The organism is Nocardioides pacificus, assembly GCF_054775955.1.
In genome coordinates this window covers 206429-224511 of record NZ_BAAHCI010000014.1, presented here as the reverse complement: position 1 = coordinate 224511, position 18083 = coordinate 206429, and the positions used below count along the sequence as shown (strand labels likewise).

Annotated in this window: 17 protein-coding genes; 15 read left to right on the top strand and 2 right to left on the bottom strand. The window is 69.5% G+C overall.

The window, feature by feature from the left end; translation table 11 throughout:
* The first annotated feature begins 55 nt into the window (after positions 1 to 55).
* The 9 genes from ACYU7L_RS17430 (at position 56) to ACYU7L_RS17390 (ending at position 8531) form a co-directional block, all read left to right on the top strand.
* Positions 56 to 1030 carry an ABC transporter substrate-binding protein gene (locus tag ACYU7L_RS17430; RefSeq protein ID WP_460799274.1) on the top strand — a complete coding sequence of 325 codons (975 nt, stop codon included), beginning with the start codon at positions 56 to 58 and terminating at the stop codon, positions 1028 to 1030.
* Positions 1031 to 1102: 72 nt separating this feature from the next.
* Positions 1103 to 1906 (top strand): ABC transporter permease, encoded by an 804-nt coding sequence (locus ACYU7L_RS17425; protein ID WP_460799271.1) that lies wholly within the window; start codon positions 1103 to 1105, stop codon positions 1904 to 1906.
* Entirely contained in the window at positions 1903 to 2691 is a 789-nt protein-coding gene (locus ACYU7L_RS17420; protein WP_460799269.1) for an ABC transporter permease, read from the top strand. The genes ACYU7L_RS17425 and ACYU7L_RS17420 overlap by 4 nt, the downstream gene beginning before the upstream one ends.
* Positions 2688 to 3488: an ABC transporter ATP-binding protein gene (locus ACYU7L_RS17415; protein WP_460799267.1), complete on the top strand. Its 801-nt coding sequence runs from the start codon at positions 2688 to 2690 to the stop codon at positions 3486 to 3488. The genes ACYU7L_RS17420 and ACYU7L_RS17415 overlap by 4 nt, the downstream gene beginning before the upstream one ends.
* Positions 3481 to 4677: a flavin reductase family protein gene (locus tag ACYU7L_RS17410; protein WP_460799265.1), complete on the top strand. Its 1197-nt coding sequence runs from the start codon at positions 3481 to 3483 to the stop codon at positions 4675 to 4677. Before ACYU7L_RS17415 ends, ACYU7L_RS17410 begins: the two co-directional genes overlap by 8 nt.
* A gap of 51 nt (positions 4678 to 4728) precedes the next feature.
* A complete protein-coding gene (locus ACYU7L_RS17405) occupies positions 4729 to 5607 on the top strand; it encodes a VOC family protein (protein ID WP_460799263.1) in 879 nt (292 codons plus the stop codon).
* A gap of 34 nt (positions 5608 to 5641) precedes the next feature.
* Positions 5642 to 6808, top strand: coding sequence for an acyl-CoA dehydrogenase family protein (locus tag ACYU7L_RS17400; protein WP_460799261.1), 1167 nt, complete (start codon positions 5642 to 5644; stop codon positions 6806 to 6808).
* Positions 6808 to 7665 carry an alpha/beta fold hydrolase gene (locus tag ACYU7L_RS17395; RefSeq protein WP_460799259.1) on the top strand — a complete coding sequence of 286 codons (858 nt, stop codon included), beginning with the start codon at positions 6808 to 6810 and terminating at the stop codon, positions 7663 to 7665. The genes ACYU7L_RS17400 and ACYU7L_RS17395 overlap by 1 nt, the downstream gene beginning before the upstream one ends.
* Positions 7662 to 8531: an alpha/beta fold hydrolase gene (locus tag ACYU7L_RS17390; RefSeq protein WP_460799257.1), complete on the top strand. Its 870-nt coding sequence runs from the start codon at positions 7662 to 7664 to the stop codon at positions 8529 to 8531. Before ACYU7L_RS17395 ends, ACYU7L_RS17390 begins: the two co-directional genes overlap by 4 nt.
* Positions 8532 to 8578: 47 nt before the next feature.
* Here ACYU7L_RS17390 and ACYU7L_RS17385 read toward each other — a convergent pair whose 3' ends face one another.
* Both ACYU7L_RS17385 and ACYU7L_RS17380 read right to left on the bottom strand, forming a co-directional pair.
* Complete coding sequence (locus tag ACYU7L_RS17385) at positions 8579 to 9052, bottom strand: CoA-binding protein (protein ID WP_460799255.1); 474 nt, start codon at positions 9050 to 9052, stop codon at positions 8579 to 8581.
* Between the two features lie 85 nt (positions 9053 to 9137).
* Positions 9138 to 10415 carry an endo-1,4-beta-xylanase gene (locus ACYU7L_RS17380; RefSeq protein WP_460799253.1) on the bottom strand — a complete coding sequence of 426 codons (1278 nt, stop codon included), beginning with the start codon at positions 10413 to 10415 and terminating at the stop codon, positions 9138 to 9140.
* Between the two features lie 139 nt (positions 10416 to 10554).
* Here ACYU7L_RS17380 and ACYU7L_RS17375 point away from each other — a divergent pair, with 139 nt between their 5' ends.
* Genes ACYU7L_RS17375 through ACYU7L_RS17350 form a run of 6 tightly spaced genes read left to right on the top strand, consistent with a single transcriptional unit; the run spans position 10555 to position 18038 of the window.
* Positions 10555 to 11847 carry an extracellular solute-binding protein gene (locus tag ACYU7L_RS17375; protein ID WP_460799250.1) on the top strand — a complete coding sequence of 431 codons (1293 nt, stop codon included), beginning with the start codon at positions 10555 to 10557 and terminating at the stop codon, positions 11845 to 11847.
* Positions 11848 to 11855: 8 nt separating this feature from the next.
* On the top strand, positions 11856 to 12830 hold the full coding sequence (locus ACYU7L_RS17370) for a carbohydrate ABC transporter permease (RefSeq protein ID WP_460799248.1): 975 nt from the start codon (positions 11856 to 11858) through the stop codon (positions 12828 to 12830).
* Positions 12830 to 13669 (top strand): carbohydrate ABC transporter permease, encoded by an 840-nt coding sequence (locus tag ACYU7L_RS17365; RefSeq protein ID WP_460799246.1) that lies wholly within the window; start codon positions 12830 to 12832, stop codon positions 13667 to 13669. The genes ACYU7L_RS17370 and ACYU7L_RS17365 overlap by 1 nt, the downstream gene beginning before the upstream one ends.
* A 27-nt stretch (positions 13670 to 13696) precedes the next feature.
* Complete coding sequence (locus tag ACYU7L_RS17360) at positions 13697 to 14782, top strand: LacI family DNA-binding transcriptional regulator (RefSeq protein WP_460799244.1); 1086 nt, start codon at positions 13697 to 13699, stop codon at positions 14780 to 14782.
* The gene (locus ACYU7L_RS17355; RefSeq protein ID WP_460799242.1) at positions 14779 to 17073 is read left to right on the top strand and encodes a glycoside hydrolase family 3 N-terminal domain-containing protein; all 2295 of its coding nucleotides are present in this window, start codon (positions 14779 to 14781) and stop codon (positions 17071 to 17073) included. Before ACYU7L_RS17360 ends, ACYU7L_RS17355 begins: the two co-directional genes overlap by 4 nt.
* Positions 17073 to 18038, top strand: a complete 966-nt coding sequence (locus ACYU7L_RS17350; RefSeq protein WP_460799240.1) for an acetylxylan esterase — start codon at positions 17073 to 17075, stop codon at positions 18036 to 18038. Before ACYU7L_RS17355 ends, ACYU7L_RS17350 begins: the two co-directional genes overlap by 1 nt.
* Positions 18039 to 18083 lie beyond the last annotated feature (45 nt).

The following is an 18083-nucleotide window of genomic DNA, read 5'->3' as shown; positions in this document are numbered from 1 at the left end:
GGCACGGCTCCAGATGGATGGCCGATCCCTCGGCACGACGCAAGGACACACACCCATGGCTTCTCAGCGATTCCTCGTTCTCGCAGCGACTGCACTCACGGCCCTCGCCACGGCTACGGGGTGCTCGTCCGACGACTCCGGCTCGGGCGACGCCACGGACGGCGCCCTCGAGGTTGCCGTCTTCGCCTCCCTCAACGGGGTGCCGGCCTTCGCCGGTGACAGCGAAGGCGTGTTCTCCGATCACGATCTGGAGATCGACCTCACGACCGCAAAGACTTCGACGGAGATGGTCCCGCAGCTGGTCGGCGGCAACGTCGACATCGCCCTGCTCGACACGGCCACCTCGTTGACCGCCATCGGTCAGGGCGTCGACCTGGTGTACGTCGTGGGTGGCACCGACGGCGGCATCCCGGAGGGGCAGGAGGAGTTCAGCTTCGCCAACGTCTGGGTCCACGAGGACTCGGTGATCAGGTCCATGGCTGACCTGAGCGGCAAGTCGGTGGCGGTCCCCCAGATCAAGAGTCAGCCCTGGCTGGACCTGCGAGCCTCCGTGGACGAGGCGGGTGGGGACAGCTCGACGATCGAGTTCGTCGAGAGCCCTGACCCGCTGGCAGCACTGAAGTCCGGCCAGGTCGACGCGACCACCACCCCGGAGCCGGTGGGGACCATCGAGCTCGCCAAGGGCGAGCTCCGGGTGGTAGGCCCGACCAACTCGGGTGGTGGGGGACCGGCCTACGTCTATGTGGCCACGCGCACGTTCGCCGAGGCGAACCCCGACGTCGTCGCGTCCTTCGCCGAGGCCATCCGTGAGGCCAACGCGGTGGTGAACGCCGACAAGGCTCTCCAGGTCTCAACGGCTGCCGAAGTGCTCGGCGCCGACGCCGACCTGCTGTCGAAGGCGGCCTTCCCGGTCTACGCCGAGGACGAGCTCACCGACGAGGACATCGAGGTCTCGATCGACTACCTCGACCGCTACGACGCGTTCGGCCAGAGCGCACCCACTGTGGACAAGGTCCTGTTCCGTCCCTGATCCCGGCTGCTGCCCCGCTCACGGCGGGCAGCCGGACTCACCTTCCCTTCGTCTCTCCAGAGAGGTTGTGCCGTGACGCGCACCGAGCAACCGATCTCGTCCGCAGGCATCCGGCGACGTCTGCTCTACCGGCTGACGGCGTTCGTCGCCGCGCTCCTCGTCTGGTGGGGGTTCGCCGCCGGACCCGGCGCCAGTGTCGGCTTTCCGACTCCCGTCGACCTGGTCCGCGCCGCGGCGCATCTGCTGCCGACCGGCGACTACTGGGTCAACATCGCCACGTCGTTGCAGACCGCCTTGCTCGGGCTCGGCCTCGCCGTCCTGATCGGCCTTCCCATCGGTCTCCTGATCGGCTCGAACAGCATGGCGAGGCGCAGCACCCAGCTGGTGCTCGACTTCGGCCGAACCGTGCCGGCGATCGCACTGCTGCCGCTGTTCCTGCTGCTCTTCGGTTCCACCCGGACCTTGGGCGTGGTGCTGATCATCGTCTCGGCCGTCTGGCCCGTGATCATTCAGACGACGTATGCCGTCGGGGAGATCTCGCCACAACTGCGTCGCGTCGGCCGTGCCTACCATCTCTCGCGGTGGCACCGGTTGCGCTACGTCGTCGCTCCGTCGATGTTCCCGTTCGTGTTCGCCGGCCTGCGCATCGCAGCGACCATCTCGCTGCTGATGGCGATCAGCTCGGAGTTCCTCGGCGGCTCCGACGGGCTGGGCTACGTCCTGCTCCAGGCGATGCAGCTCAACGACACCGACCGCGCGATCTTCTACTCCTTCAGTGCGGCCGTGCTCGGGCTGCTGTTGAACCTCGTCTTCGTGCTGCTCCAGCGACGCCTGCTGTGGTGGCACCCCTCGATTCGGAACGGAGGTGTCTCGTGAGTCGCCTGATGAACCTCGGTCGGGTCCTGGCCTGGGAGCTATGGCTCCCGGTCGTCCTGGTGGCGGCCTGGTGGGTCGCCTCTGCCGACAGCACGTCGTTCTACTGGCCGGCGCTGTCCGACGTCGTCACGCGACTGGGCGAGCTCTGGTTCTTCGACCATCTCCTCCAGGACGCCGTGCCCAGTGTGCTGCGCTTGGTCGCGGGCTTCTCGATCGGCTTCGTCGTGGCCCTGGGCCTGGGCCTGTTGCTCGGCTCGGTGGCCGCCCTCGAAGACGCGACCCGTCCGTTGGTCGAGTTCATGCGCGCCCTGCCCAGCGTCGCGCTCCTGCCGATCATGATGCTCGTGCTCGGCACGGACACAGACATGAAGGTCGTCACCATCGCCTTCGTCTCGACCTGGCCGATCCTGCTCAACACCGTCGAGGGTGTTCGTGCGGTCGACCCGGTGCTGCACCAGGTCGCGGCCGGCTACCGGATCAGCCGGTGGCACCGGTTGCGCTACATCGTGATCCCTGCGGCGATGCCTCAGGTCTTCGCCGGCTCCCGCGTTGCGCTGTCGATGTCAGTGGTGGCCATGGTGCTGACCGAGATGGTCGGCTCGCCGGGCGGCCTCGGCTACTTCGTCCTCAACGCCCAGCGCACGTTCGACATCGTCGCGATGTGGACCGGCCTGATCGTGCTCGGCCTGATCGGCTATGCGGCCAACAAGACGTTCGGCCTGATCGAGAGCCGGGTCCTGTCCTGGCACCGCGGCTTCACCAAGCAGAAAGCAGACCAGCGATGACCCAGACGACCTCTGTCCCCGACGTGGACCTCGGCAGCGATGCCGGGCCCATCCTCCAGGTGCTCGACCTGGGCCACCGGTACGGCGAGCGCCACGTCCTCCAGGGCCTCGACTTCGCGGTCGAGCGCGGCGAGCTGATGTGCATCGTCGGACCCTCCGGTGTCGGCAAGACGACGCTCCTGGAGTGCCTGACCGGGCTGCGGCGGCCCACCGACGGTGAGGTCCGGTTCGGCGGCGAGCGGATCGACTCCCCGCCACGAGGGCTGGCCATCGTCTTCCAGGACTACAGCCGCTCGCTGATGCCGTGGCTCAGCGTGCTCGACAACGTCGTGCTGCCGCTGCGCTCCGCCGGCGTGGGCAGAGCCGAGCGCGAGCAGATCGCACAGGAGGCACTGCAGGAGGTGGGCCTGGCGGACTCCGTCGGCTACTTCCCATGGCAGCTCTCAGGCGGCATGCAGCAGCGCGTGGCCATCGCCCGCGCGCTTGCCTACCGCCCCTCCGTCGTGGTCATGGACGAGCCGTTCGCCTCGGTGGATGCGCAGACCCGCGCTGACCTCGAGGACCTGCTGCTGCGGGTCCGTGACCACCTGGGCAGCACGATCCTGCTGGTCACCCACGACATCGACGAGGCCGTCTACCTCTCCGACCGGGTCCTTGCCCTGGGTGGCAGGCCCGCCGGCATCCGCGAGATGCTGGACGTCGATCTTCCCGCGCCACGGGAGCAGATCGAGACGAAGGCGCTGCCACGCTTCGCCCAGCTGCGCAGCCACGTCTACCGGCTGATCCGCAATGTCTGAGCAGCTGGCGTCCGTCGAACCGACGATCGACGCCCGCACCTTCCGCGACGCGCTGGGCAACTATCCGACCGGAGTCGCGCTGATCACCGCGGCGCTGGCGGACGGCGAGCTGGTCGGCATGGTGGTGGGCACGTTCACCTCGGTGTCCATCGACCCGCCGCTGGTGGCGTTCCTGCCGGACCGCGCCTCGCGCACCTTCGCCAAGCTCCGCGCCGCGGACTCCTTCTGCGTCAACGTGCTGGCCGCCGATCAGGCCGACCTGGTGAGCGGTTGGCGCGGGACGGAGTCGTTCAGCCAGCTCGCCTGGCGGCCGTCACCGTCCGGCGCCCCGATCCTGGCCGACTCGGTCACCTGGATCGACTGCGACTACCACCAGATCGTCGAGGCGGGGGACCACTACATCGTCCTGGGGCAGGTGAACGCGCTCGAGGTGCAACGGCCGACGTGTCCGCTGCTGTTCTTCCAGGGCGGCTTCGGTGGCTTCGCCTCGTCGTCCTTCCTCGCGCCCGCCGAGCACGACCTGATTCGAGCAGCTCGACTCAGTGAGGTGGCGATGAGGCCGTTGGCGGAGCTCGCTGCCGAGGTCGGTGCCGACGTCTCCCTGCTGGCTCTGGTCGGTGACCACGACGTGGTCATCGGCACCGAGCGCGGCTCGGCGACCCGCAGCTTCGTCGAGATCGGCCTGCGTCTGCCGAACGTGGCGCCGGGAGGGTCGGTCTACCTCGACCCCGCGGACCAGGATGCCCGTGACCGTTGGATCGATCGGCTGCCGCGCAACGACGACGCGGTGCGCGAACGGTGCGCGGCACTGGCCGACAGGGTCGCCACGCAGGGCTACTCGCTCTCGCTGCTCGGCGAGGGGCCAGACCAGGAGACCTGGCAGGACGTCACCCGCTACATCAACGGCGACCCGACGCCGCGCCGCCAGCGTCAGGTGCAGACCATGCACCTGGAGCACCTCGACTACTACGAGCCCGATCTCGTCGAGGGCCGGACGTACGACGTGCGCTCGATCACCGCCGCCGTGCCCCTCTCCGGGGCGCCGCGGATGTCCATTCGGCTCAGCTTCCCTCCGCCGGGAGCCGCCGCGGCGACGGTCGCCGGCTGGGGAGAGCTTGCCCGCACACGGGCGGGCGAGGTCGCCGACCTCATCCAGGCCCGTTTCGGCGAGGACGGCGAGCTCGAGTGAGCGCCGTCCGCACCCTTCGCCTCGTGTCCACCCGATCCCCCAGGAGATGACATGACCGCCCGCATCACCGCACTCGGCTACCTCCGGCTCCGTGCCACGGACCTGGACCTGTGGGAGGAGTTCGGTCAGCGTGTCCTCGGCCTGATGGCCGACCGGCGCAGCGATGACCGGCTGCTGTTCCGCATCGACGAGAAGGCCTACCGTCTCGAGGTGCGCCCCTCCGATCAGGGGGGCGTCGACGCCGTCGGCTGGGAGACCAAGGGCCCGGCGGAGCTCGCCGAGCTCGAGGACCGCCTGACCGCCGCTGGCTACTCGGTGACCCGCCCCGGCCCAGAGGTGGCCCAGGAGCGGATGGTGTCGGACCTGATCCGCTTCCGGGACCCCGACGACTGCTACGACCACGAGATCTTCTGGGGTCTGTCGACCTCGTCGGCGCGCTTCGCCTCGCCAATCGGTGCTGAGTTCGTCGCGGGCGTCGAGGGGGTCGGGCACGTGCTCCAGGTGGTCCAGGACCGAGATGTCTACGAGGCGCTCTTCTGCGACGTGCTCGGCTTCCGGCTCTCCGATCACATCGACCTCGCCCCCGGGTTGGCAGCGACGTTTTTGCACTGCAACCCGCGTCACCACTCCTTCGCCTTCACCCCGCAGATCCCGGGGCGCCCCCTCGGCGTCGGCCATTTCATGCTCGAGGTCACCGACCTCGACGTGATCGGCCGCGCACTCGAGCACATCGAGGACGACCCGGCCCGGCTGCTGAAGACCTTCGGCCGGCACAGCAACGACCGGATGACGAGCTTCTACCTGGTCACCCCCTCCGACGTCGGGCTGGAGTTCGGCACCGGCGGGATCAAGATCGATGACGAGACCTGGACCCCGACGCGCTACGACACCGCGCATCTGTGGGGCCACCACTCCGTCGACCACCACTGAGCTCCACCCACCGCGGACCAGAAAAGGAAACAGAATGAACGCCGTACTCGACCGCGTGATGGAGCTCTCCGATCTCCTGGAGGCCGATGGCCCCGTGTCGGAGGAGCTGGGCCGGCTCAGCGACGAGGTCGCTGCCGGTCTCCGGTCCTCCGGGGTGATCCGGATGCTCCAGCCGAAGGACTTCGGCGGCCAGGAGGAGCACCCCTCGACCTTCATCCGCGCCGTCTACGAGATCGGTCAGCGCAACGGCGCGGCCGGCTGGATCGCCGGGGTGGTGGGTGTGCATCCGCACGAGCTCGCCCAGGGGTCGCTCGAGATGCAGCGCGAGATCTGGGCCGCCGACCCGGACACCTGGGTCGCATCGCCGTACGCACCGATGGGCCGGGCCCGACCCGTCGACGGGGGCTACCGGTTCAGTGGTCGCTGGCCGTTCTCGTCCGGCACCGACCACTGCCAGTGGGTGATGATCGGCGGGCTGATCACCGACCAGGAGGGCAACGTCGCCGACCGGGAGACGATCCACTTCGTCATCCCGCGCAGCGACTACGAGATCCTGGACGAGTCCTGGGACGTGATGGGCCTGCGCGGCACCGGATCGAAGGACATCGTCGTCCAGGACGCGTTCGTCCCCGAGCACCGGCTGATCCGCACTGATCCGGTCACCGACGGCAGCGCCGGCGTCGTCGCCGGACGCGACGTGCCGCTCTACGCGATGCCCCGCAACGTCGTCTTCTCCGGCGCGATCACCACCGCGACCATCGCACTCGCGCAAGGCACGCTGGCGTCGTACGTCGCGTGGACCCGGCAGCGCAGCAGCCGGTTCGGCTCGGCCAGCAGCGACCCCTTCCAGCTCTCCGAGCTCGGCCCCGCCGCCGCAGATATCGACGCGAGCATCGGGCACGTCATCAGCGACATGAATCGCGCCTTCGACATCGTCTCCTCCGGCAGGCTGCTCACCCTGAGCGAACGCGCCGAGATCCGCCGCAACCAGGTGGCGGCCTCGCACCGGGCAGCGGAGGCGGCCGACCAGATCTTCAAGGTCAGCGGCGGCTCGCAACTGCACGCGAAGAACCCGATGCAGCGGATGTGGCGTGACTGCCAGAGCGCGCTGCACCACGTGCAGAACTACTCCGGCCCGCTCTACCAGGCCTACGGCATGGACTTCTTCGGCGGCGAGATGCCGGCGGCGGTCAAGGTCTGATGTCTGTGCTCACCCCCGAGTCCACCTCCCGCACGATCACCGTCAACGGCGTCGGCCTGCGCTACCACGAGGCCGGCGCCGGCCCGGAGGTCCTGCTGTGCATCCACGGCGGGGCCCCCGGGGCCTCGGGCTGGGGCAACTTCGGCACCAACCTGGCCGAGCTGTCCCAGCACGCGCGGGTCCTGATCGTGGACCTGCCCGGCTACGGCGCCTCCGAGCCGATGGAGCTGCGCGGTGGCAAGTACGCGCCGTACGCCGACCTGTTCGCCGCGATGCTCGCAGAGCTCGGCGTCCACCGGGCCACGATCGTCGGCCTGGCCACCGGGGGAGCGGTAGCCATCGCAATGGCGCTGCACCACCCCGAACGGGTGGACCGGCTGGTGCTGGTCTCCAGCGCCGGAGGCGTGCCGCTCTTCAGCACCACGCCGTCGGAGGGACAGCGCGCGATCCGCGGCTACTACGCCGGGGAAGGACCCTCGCGCACGAAGATGCGTGCCTACCTCGAGCTGATGATGCACGACCGCGCCCTGGTCACCGACGAGCTCGTGGAGGAGCGCTACCAGGAGTCGGTCGCCGGCGACGAGGGACGCCGGGCCGGTGCCGAGTCCGCGGGGGTGCCCGCCGAGCCGCTGTGGCAGGAGCTCGGAAGGATCGCGCAGCCGACGCTGATCGTGTGGGGGACCGAGAACAAGGTGCAGGGCTACGACAACGCGCTGTTCCTCCTCAAGCAGATCCCCGACGCGCAGCTTCACCTGTTCAAGCAGACCGGCCTGTGGGTGCCCTACGAACGCGAAGCGCAGTTCAACCGGCTGCTCGTCGGGTTCCTCGCCGACACGACTCCTCAGGAGCGCATGTGACCACGATTCCCGACTACACGACGCACCCGTTCTTCGGGCTCGAGGACCGGTGGCTGGAGACCTCGCCCGGCGAGCTCACCCACTACCACGAGGTCGGCCAGGGCGCCCCCGTCCTGTTCCTGCACGGGTCCGGCACCGGCGTCACGGCGGCTGCGAACTGGTGGCTCAACCTGCCGGCGCTCTCCGAGCAGGCGCGGTGCATCGCCATCGACTCCATCGGATACGGGCAGACCGTGGTCGCGCCGGGCACGCCGTACGGCATCCGCGAGTGGGTGCGGCACGCGGTACGCGTCCTCGACGCCCTCGGGATCGAGAAGACGTGGATCGTCGGCAACTCCCTCGGGGGTTGGCTGGCCTTCCAGTTCGCCATCGACTTCCCCGAACGGTTGCTCGGCGTGGTCTCGATGGGCACGGGGGGTGCACGGATGACCCAGGCTCTCGCCGGCCACGCCAATCCTGTGCTCACCCCCGAGGGAGTACGGCGGACCCTGGAGATGTTCGTCGTCGACACCTCGGTGGTGACCGACGAGCTGGTGGAGCTGCGCTATCAGTCTGCGCTCAACGACACCGCCGGCGACCGGCTCGCCGACGTGGTCGCCGCACGCGACCGGGACCGGACGGCGCTGCCGCTCGACCTGGATGTGCTCGCGAGGCTCGAGGTGCCGGTACTGCTGATCCATGGCACCCAGGACGCCGTCATCCCCGTATCGCGAACCCTGGAGCTGCTCCAGGTCATCCCGCACGCCGACGTGCACATCTTCAGCCAGTGTGGGCACTGGTCGCAGGTGGAGAGGGCCGAGGAGTTCAACCGGGTGGTCGGTGCCTGGCTCGCCGAACGCCGTCGCGCTGCTGCGCCCCGGGACTAGGGGCACCCGGAGGGCTCCGTCGCCGTCCAGACCGCGGGGTGGTCCGATCAGACCTTGCGGGGGACCGTGCCGGCGAGCGTGCACACCGCCTTGATCATCCGGTGCGCCCCGTCGGACGTGGGCGGGAACATCAGTGGGCAGCCGCCGTCGATGACGGTGATGCCGTGGGCGCGCCCGTACTCCGTCGCCTGGTCGGAGACGCTGCCGCCACCGAACGAGCGATGCATCCACACGTCGTGGATGCCCAGGGCATCGCACTCGCGCATCGTCTGCACGGCGGTGTCGGGACGGGTGCCGATGACGACCGCCTCCACGCCTCCGGGGATGGCGGCGAGATCGGGGTAGGCGGTGTCGCCCTCGACGGTCTCCGCGTTCGGGTTGACGGCGAACACGTCGTACCCGCGGTCGCGAAGCCGCTGGTAGACGACGTTGCTGCCGTGGCCGCCGTGGCGGGAGACCCCCGTCACGGCGATGCGCTTGTGCTGGAGGAAGCCGGCGGCGGCCTCCTTGATGGGCTGCATGAGGTCCTCCTCGTACGAGGGTGGGATTCCAGGCTCCCGTCGCCCAGCCACGTCGGGGAAGTGCCCAACGGCCCTGGAGCGTTCGTCAGGCGGGGAGCCGCACCTCGAGCGTGGTGTCCTCCGGCGTCAGGTCGAACGAGGTCGAGCTGTCAGCAGCCGACACGGTGTAGGTCCCGGCCCACCCGCTGATCCTGACGCGGCCCTCGTCGTCGGTCCGACGGGTGGTGGGAGCCAGCCACCAGTCCTCCTTGACCAGCCGACGCAGGGCGTCGTACGCCGGCTTCGGGGTGCCGTCGGCGCGGACCAGGCCGGAGGGGGCTCCCAGCCAGGAGCCGGCGTCGGTCATGCCCCAGTAGTTGATCGCCTCGACATCGGGGTGGGACAGCAGGGTCCGGTAGTGGCGGACGATCTCGTCGGCCTGGCGCTCCTCGCCCTCGGGCGTGGAAGGCCACCGCGGCGGCTGGAAGTCGTTGAGGTCCTCGATCTCGGGAGGCATAAGATCCCCGGAGAGCAGCGTGGTCTCGGTGAGGTGCAGGGGCAGGCCGTAGCGGGCGAACCGGTCCAGCATGGCGAGGGTCTTCTCCTCGCCCCAGTAGCCCTGGTGCATGTGCGTCTGCAGCCCGATCGCGTCGACCTTGATCCCGGCCTCGAGCACGCCCTCGATGAGGCACTCATAGGCCGCGGACAGGTCGAAGTCGTTGAGGACGAGGGTCGCACTCGGATCCGCGCCGCGCGCCTCATCGAAGGCCAGGCGGACCATGGCCAACCGTCCCCGTCGACGGCACAGCCGGGTCACGGCGTTCTGGGTCTCCTCGTTGTTGAACAGCGGCATGATCACCGCCTCGTTGATCGCGTCCCAGGTGGTGACCAGGCCACGGAACTCCGTGACCTCGCGCCGGATCCGGCCCCGCAACGTCGCCTCGATGTGCTCGTCATCCAGTGGCTCGAGCCAGGTGGGGGCGAGGGTGTGCCAGACGAGGGGATGCCCCTTGAGGGCGACACCTCGCTGCTGCAGCCAGAGTGCGGTCGTCCGCAGCCTCTCCGTCGCGGGCTTGCCGGGGACCGTCTCGTGCCCCTGCCAGTAGAACGGCAGCGTCGCGGTGTTGAACACGTCGAGCCACAGGTCGACCATCCGCTCGGCCACATCGGGCTCGGCGCCACCGAACACGTTCCCCGCAGCGCTGCCCTCGTGGTTGGCCAGGCCGACGAAGTCGAACCCGATGTTGCCGAACGCGAAGCCATGGCGTCGTTGTTCGATCGTCACCTCTGCCCCGCTCAGCGGGGATCCATCGGGGTGGCGGACCAACAGGGTGGCCTCGACCAGCCGGTGCGCGGGCGTGGTCCTCGTGTCTGGAGCGCTCATCAGATCCTCTTCCGGCTGGGTGGTCTGGACGTCGATGGAAAACGTTATCGACAACGATTGACAAGCGCCATAGGTAGGGCCACAGTCGATGTCAGTGGTCCACGTCACCTGGGGCGTGGCGCAGTCGAGGAGGATCCAGATGGCTAGGAAGACTCGAGCGGCAGGTCTCGCCGCTCTCTGTGTCGGCGCCTTGTTCACAGCGGCGGCGTGCGGCGGTGACGACGGCAACTCCGCCGGCAGTGACAGCGACACGATCGAGTGGTGGCACAACAGCAACAACGAGCCGGGCAAGGGCTACTACGAGCAGGTCGCCAAGGACTTCGAGAAGGACAACCCGGGCATCAAGGTCAAGGTCAGTGCGATGGCGCACGAGGACATGGTCGACAAGCTCGAGGCAGCCTTCCAGAGCGGTGACGTCCCGGACGTCTACATGGAGCGCGGTGGCGGCGAGCTCGCCGACCACGTCGACGCCGGACTCGTCAAGGACATCTCCGAGGATGCCTCCGAGGAGATCACGAAGGTCGGCGGAAACGTCGCCGGGTGGCAGAACGAGGGCAAGACCTACGCGCTGCCGTTCTCCGTCGGCGTCGTGGGCTTCTGGTACAACAAGGACCTCTTCGCAGAGGCCGGCATCGACGCCCCTCCGACCACCATGGACGAGTTCTACGACGTGGTCGACAAGCTGAAGGCCGCCGACATCGCGCCCGTCTCGATCGGCGCCGGCGACAAGTGGCCTGCTGCCCACTACTGGTACTACACCGCGCTGCGGTCGTGCTCCCAGGACGTCCTCGAGGGCGCCGTGACCAGCCTCGACTTCTCTGACCCGTGCTTCGTCGAGGCCGGCGAGGTGCTCGAGGACGTGGTGGACGCCAAGCCGTTCAACGCAGGCTTCCTCACCACTCCGGCACAGGAGGGTGCCACCTCGGCGTCCGGCCTGCTCGCCACCGAGAAGGTCGCCATGGAGCTGGCCGGCCACTGGGAGCCCGGCGTCATGCAGGGCCTGACCGACGACGGCTTGGGCCTGGGAGAGAAGACGGGCTGGTTCCCGTTCCCGGAGGTCGAGGGCGGGGCCGGTGACCCGACCGCGCAGCTCGGTGGCGGTGACGCGTGGGCGGTCGCCGAGACCGCACCCGACGAGGCGGTCGACCTGGTGAAGTACCTGCTCTCGGACGACGTGCAGATCGGCTTCGCCGAGAACGACATGGGACTTCCGACCAACCCGGCGGCCGGCAGCGCAGTGAGTGACCCGGCCCTGGCCGAGCTGCTCGCCGTCCGTGACGCCGCGCCGTTCATCCAGCTGTACTTCGACACCGCCTTCGGCACGTCCGTGGGTGGCGCCATGAACGACGAGATCGCCCTGATGTTCGCTGGTGAGGCGAGTCCCGAAGATGTCGTGGACGCCACTCAGCAGGCGGCTGACCTCGAGAAGTGAGCAAGACCGTGACTGAGCAGGAGGCCACCTTGGTGGCATCCCCGAACCAGGAGACGGCTGCCCGGCGCTCAACGCGCCGGGCAGCCGCCCGGCCGGAGCGGATGGACTGGCGTCAGCGCCTCGAGGTGCTGGTCTTCGTCGGACCGGCGCTGGCCTTGATGAGCGTCTTCATCGTGTGGCCGGTCATCTCGGCGGTACGGATGTCGTTCTACCGCTGGAAGGGCTTCGGCCCGATGGACGACTTCGTCGGGTGGCAGAACTACCAGCTGGTCCTCAGCGACGACGTGTTCACCGGCGCGGTGGCCCACAACTTCATCATCGTCGGGCTCTCGATCCTGGTGCAGCTCCCGGTGGGGCTGGGGCTCGCTCTCCTGCTCAATCGCAAGATCCGTTTCCGAGGACTGCTACGCACCCTCATCTTCGTGCCCTACGTCGTGGCGGAGGTCATCGCCGGCGTCATCTGGTTCCAGCTCCTCCAGCCGGGCTACGGGGCGATCGACAGCATCGTGGGTGCCGTCGGCTTCACGCCTCCGGAGCAGGGCTTCCTGGGCACTCCCGACATCACGCTCTACACCGTCCTCATCGTGCTGACCTGGAAGTACGTCGGCCTGGCGGTGCTGCTCTTCCTCGCCGGTCTGCAAGGCGTCCCCGACGAGCTCTACGAGGCCGCCCAGATCGACGGCGCCTCGTGGTGGCAGACCCAGCGACAGATCGCGATCCCCCTGCTCGGGCCCACGATGCGTACCTGGGCGTTCCTGTCGATGATCGGCTCGATCCAGCTCTTCGACATCGTGTGGGTGCTCACCGGCGGCGGCCCGGCCAACGCGACGACCACCATGGCGACGTACCTCATCAATCAGGGGACGGGTCGCGGCAACTACGGCATCGCCGGCGCGGCCTCGGTCGTGCTGTTCGTCATCGCCTTGGTGATGGCGGTCCTCTACCAGAGACTCGTGTTGCGACGCGACACGCAGGAGGCATGATGAGCAAGGGCAAGCCGACTGGATTCGGTGGCGGTGGACCGCTGGTCTACACGCTGGCCGCGATGGTGGCCACGATCACCCTCGGCCCGGTGGTGTACGGCGTCCTCGGTGGCTTCCGCAGCAACGAGCAGCTGGCCCGCGACCCCGCCGGCCTTCCCGACCCGTGGGTCTTCACGAACTACAAGAGCGTCCTCACCGGCGACTCGTTCTGGACCTACGCCGTCAACTCCTCCGTCATCGCCCTCATCACCACCGTGGTCACCGTGCTGTGTGGCGTGATGGCGGCCTACCCGCTGGCGCGCTACCAGTTCCGCTTCCGCGAGCCGCTGTTCATGGTCTTCGTGCTGGGGCTGCTCTTCCCGCTCGCGGTCGCCATCATCCCGCTGTTCATCCTGATCACGCGCAATCTGGGGATGGGCAACACCTGGTGGGGCGTCGCACTACCGCAAGCAGCGTTCGCGCTCCCGATGACCGTGGTGATCCTGCGTCCCTTCCTGATGGCGTTGCCCCGCGAGCTGGAGGAGGCGGCCATCATGGACGGCGCCTCGCGGATCGGCGTCTTCTGGCGGATCGTGCTGCCGCTGTCCGTGCCGGGGATGATCACTGTCGGCGTGCTGGCCTTCGTCGCATCGTGGAACTCCTACCTGCTGCCGCTGCTGCTGCTGCGCGACGAGATGCGTACTCTGCCCCTCGGAGTGGCGGACTTCTCGACGGAGTACTCGGCTGACACTGCGGGGGTGCTCGCTTTCACGAGCGTCGCGATGATCCCCGCTTTGATCCTGTTCCTGGCTATGCAGCGCCGGATCGTGAACGGGCTGCAAGGCGCAGTCAAGGGCTGAGCGCCGGATCGTGGGAGGGACCAGACAATGAGTACGACCGTCTCGGCAGCTGCCGAGAGCGATAACAGCATCAGTGTCGAGCCACCAGCAGCCCTGGCTGCCAGGGGGCGGGTCACCATGCAGCAGGTCGCCGCCGAGGCGGGCGTCTCCGTATCGACGGTGTCGAAGGTCATCAACGGCCGCTACGGCGTGGCGTCCGGGACCTTCGAGCACGTCACCGAGGTCATCGAGCGGATGGGCTACGAGGCCAGCCTGGTCGCGCGCAGCCTGCGCAACCAGCGCACCAACGTGATCGGCGTCCTGGTGGCCGACTTCGAGCCGTTCAGCGCCGAGGTCCTCAAGGGCGCGGCCGACGCGATCCGAGGCACCGGCTTCGAGCTGGTGGCCTACTCCGCGGGTGGTCGGGTCGACGCCCACGTGGGGTGGGAGCGGCGCTATCTCTCGCGGGTCATGGGCACCCTGGTCGACGGCGCGGTCCTGGTCACTCCCACCATCACCGAGGTCCAGTACGACGGCCCCATCGTCGCCGTAGACCCGCACACGGGCACCTCCACCATGCCGTCGGTGACCGCCGACAACCTGCAGGGCGCCCGGCTGGCCGTCGACCATCTCCTGGAGCTGGGCCACCGCAGGATCGGGATGGTGACCGGTCGACCCGACCTCATCTCGGCGGAGCTGCGCGAGCGCGGCTACCGCGAGGCGCATGCCGCCGCCGGGCTGACGGTCGACGAGGAGCTGCTGGCACCGGGCTCCTTCGAGGCCGGCCCCGCGCGGGCGGCCGCCCGGTCGCTGCTCGAGCAGCCGCAACGTCCGACCGCGATCTTCGCGGCCAACGACATCTCCGCGCTGTCCACCCTGGAGGCAGCGGCCGAGCTCGGCATCTCCGTGCCGGGAGAGCTCTCGGTGGTGGGCTTCGACAACATCCCCGAGTCGGCCCTCGCGCTCCCGTCCCTCACCACCGTCCACCAGCCCATGCGACAGATGGGGCGCGAGGCGCTCTCGATGCTCGTCACCCTCATCGGGGGTGAGCACGAGCCCGACCGCCCGCACCTCACCCTCGCCACCACCCTCGTCGTCCGTCAATCCACCGCTGCACCAGGAGCAAACTCGTGAACGAACTGTGGCGCGACACCACTGCCAGCGTGGACGACCGGGTCGCTGACCTGATCGCCCGGATGACGATCGAGGAGAAGGTCTCCCAGCTGTATGGGGTCTGGGGCGTGGACCCCGACGCGGGCGACATGGCTCCCATGCTCCGCGACGGCATGGGCCGCCAGCTCACCTGGGAAGAGGTCATCGTCGACGGGATGGGGCAGCTGACCCGCCCCTTCGGCACCGAGCCGGTCGAGCCGCTCGACGGGCTGCGCCTGCTGGCCGAGCGGCAGCGCAAGGTGATGGCGGCCAACCGCTTCGCCATCCCGGCGCAGGTGCACGAGGAGTGCCTGACGGGCCTGGCGGCCTGGCGGGCGACCATCTATCCCTCGCCCTTGTGCTGGGCTGCCACGTTCGATCCGCCGCTCGTGGAGGAGATGGGGGCCCGGATCGGCGCCTCGATGCGCAGCCTGGGGGTCCACCAGGGCCTGGCACCCGTGCTCGACGTCGTCCGTGACCTGCGCTGGGGGCGCGTCGAGGAGACGATGGGGGAGGACCCGTTCCTGGTCGGCCTCACCGCGTCCGCCTATGTGCGGGGCGTGGAGAGCACCGGGGTGGTCGCCACCCTCAAGCACTTCCTCGGCTACTCCGCGTCGCGGGCCGCCCGCAACCTCGCGCCGGTGTCGATCGGCCCGCGTGAGCTGGCCGACGTGATCCTGCCGCCGTTCGAGATGGCGCTGCGTGCGGGCGTCCGCTCGGTGATGAACTCCTACACCGACACCGACACCGACGGCGTTCCCGCGGCCGCCGACCCGGAGCTGCTGACGACGCTGCTGCGCGACACCCTCGGCTTCACCGGCACGCTCGCCGCCGACTACTTCTCCGTCGCGTTCCTGGAGACGCTGCACCACGTGGCCGAGTCGCCCCAGGAGGCGGCCCGGCTGGCGCTGGAGGCGGGCATCGACATCGAGCTGCCCTCACCCAACGCGTACGCCGGGCCGCTCCTGGCCGGGGTGGCGGACGGCTCCATCGACGAGAAGCTCGTCGACCGCGCCCTCGAGCGGGTCCTTCGCCAGAAGTGCGACCTGGGCCTGCTCGACCCCGACTGGGCCCCCGTGGAGGCCGACGAGCTCGACCTCGATGACCCCGAGTCCCGGGATCTGGCGCTCAGACTGGCCCGTCGCTCGGCCGTGCTGCTGTCGAACGACGGCACTCTGCCGCTGCGGCCCGAGGCGCGACTCGCCGTGGTGGGACCTCGAGCCGACACCTATCAGGCGATGCTCGGCTGCTACTCCTTCCCGATGCACGTGCTCGTGCACCACGAGGGCGTCGATCGGGGTCTGGAGATCCGCACGGTCCGCGAGGCGCTCGCGGACTCCTATGACGTGACCTACGCGCTGGGCTGCCCGGTCCTCGGGGGCAGTGACGAGGAGATCGCCGAGGCGGTCGCCGCCGCGGCCGCCGCGGACGTCTGCGTGGTGGCGCTCGGCGACCAGGCCGGTCTCTTCGGCAAGGGCACCTCCGGCGAGGGCTGCGATGTCAGCGACCTGCGTCTCCCGGGACGCCAGGAGGAGCTGCTCGAGGCACTCATCGAGACGGGCACGCCCGTCGTGGCGGTGCTGCTGGTCGGCCGGCCCTACGACCTGAGCCGCCAGGTCTCGCGGCTGGCCGCCATGGTGTGCGGCTTCTTCCCCGGTGAGGAGGGCGCCCAGGCGCTCGCCGATGTGCTCTCCGGACGGGTCAACCCCGCGGGAAGGCTCCCGGTCAGCTTCCCGGGAGCCGGCTCCTCCCAGCCGTCGACCTACCTCGCACCCGCGTTGGGGCAGCTCAGCGAGGTCTCCGTCGTGGACCCCACGCCGCTGTTCCCGTTCGGTCACGGGCTCTCCTACGCCGATGCCACCTGGGGTGCGGTCACCTCCGCGGCAGCCCCGCGCTGGGACGTGGACGGGGTCGCCGACGTGTCCGTCGAGCTGCGCAACGAGACCGACCGCTCGGTCTCCGAGGTCGTGCAGGTCTACCTGCACGACGTGGCCGCCACCGTGGTCCGCCCCGTGCAGCGACTGATCGGGGCGGCACGCGTCGACCTCGAGCCGGGGGAGGCCCGACGGGTCACCTTCACCCTCCACGCTGACCTCACGTCGTTCACCGGTCGCGACCTGCTCCGGGTCGTGGAGCCGGGCGCCGTGGAGCTGCGCGTGGGCGCCTCGAGCGCGGACATCCGGGGCACCGTGAAGCTGACCCTGACCGGTGGCCCCCGCCACGTGGGAACGGACCGCGCTCTCGAGCCCACGGTCGCGATCGACCCGGTCTGATGCTGTCGGACTGGCCACTGGAGCAGGCGCGCGAGTACCACCCGGCGCTCGCCGTACCGGAGGATCTGGCGGGGTTCTGGCGCAGCACCCTCGAGGGCGAGCCGGTGGCCTCGCGGATCGAGCCGGTCGACAACGGCCTGGTCGCGGTGGACAGTCACGACGTCACCTTCACGGGGTACGGCGGGCATCCGGTGCGTGCCTGGCTGCACCTGCCCGCCGCCCCGCTGCGCTCGGGGCCGCTGCCCGCCGTTGTTCAGTTCCAGGGCTACAACGGCGGGCGTGGTCTGGCCCACGAGCACGTGTTCTGGGCCACCGCCGGCTATGCGCAGCTGGTCGTCGACACACGAGGGCAGGGGAGCGGCTGGACCACCGGCGCCACCGGTGATCCGGGCGCCACCGGACCGGCTCAGCCGGGCTTCCTCACCCGCGGGGTGGAGTCTCCGGAGACCTACTACTACCGGCGCGCCTACGCCGATGCATGTCGCGCGGTGGCGGTGCTGGCCGATCACGAGGCCGTCGACGCCACCCGTGTCGTCGTGGCCGGTGCCAGCCAGGGCGGCGCCCTCGCCCTGGCCGCCGCGGCACTCGTCCCGGACCAGGTCGCGGCCGTGCTGTGCGACGTACCGTTCCTCTGCGACCTCCGCAGGGCGGCGGACCTCGCTCAGAGCGAGCCCTACCTCGAGCTGGTCCGCTACCTCAAGGCGCACCGGGACCGAGTCGCGCAGACCTTCGACACCCTGGCGTACTTCGACGGCGCGGTGCTGGCAAGGCTGGCCGGCGCGCCCGCCCTGTTCTCGGTCGCGATGATGGACGTGATCTGCCCGCCCACGACGGTCTTCGCGGCGTACAACGCCTATGCCGGGCCCAAGGAGATCGAGGTCTACGAGTTCAACGACCACGAGGGTGGCGAGGCGTTCCAGCAGGTCCGTCAGCTGGCGTGGCTGCGGCAGGTGCTGGCCGGCTGAGGGTCGTCGGGAGCTGACGGGCCGCGATTGGGCGGAGCCTGCAGG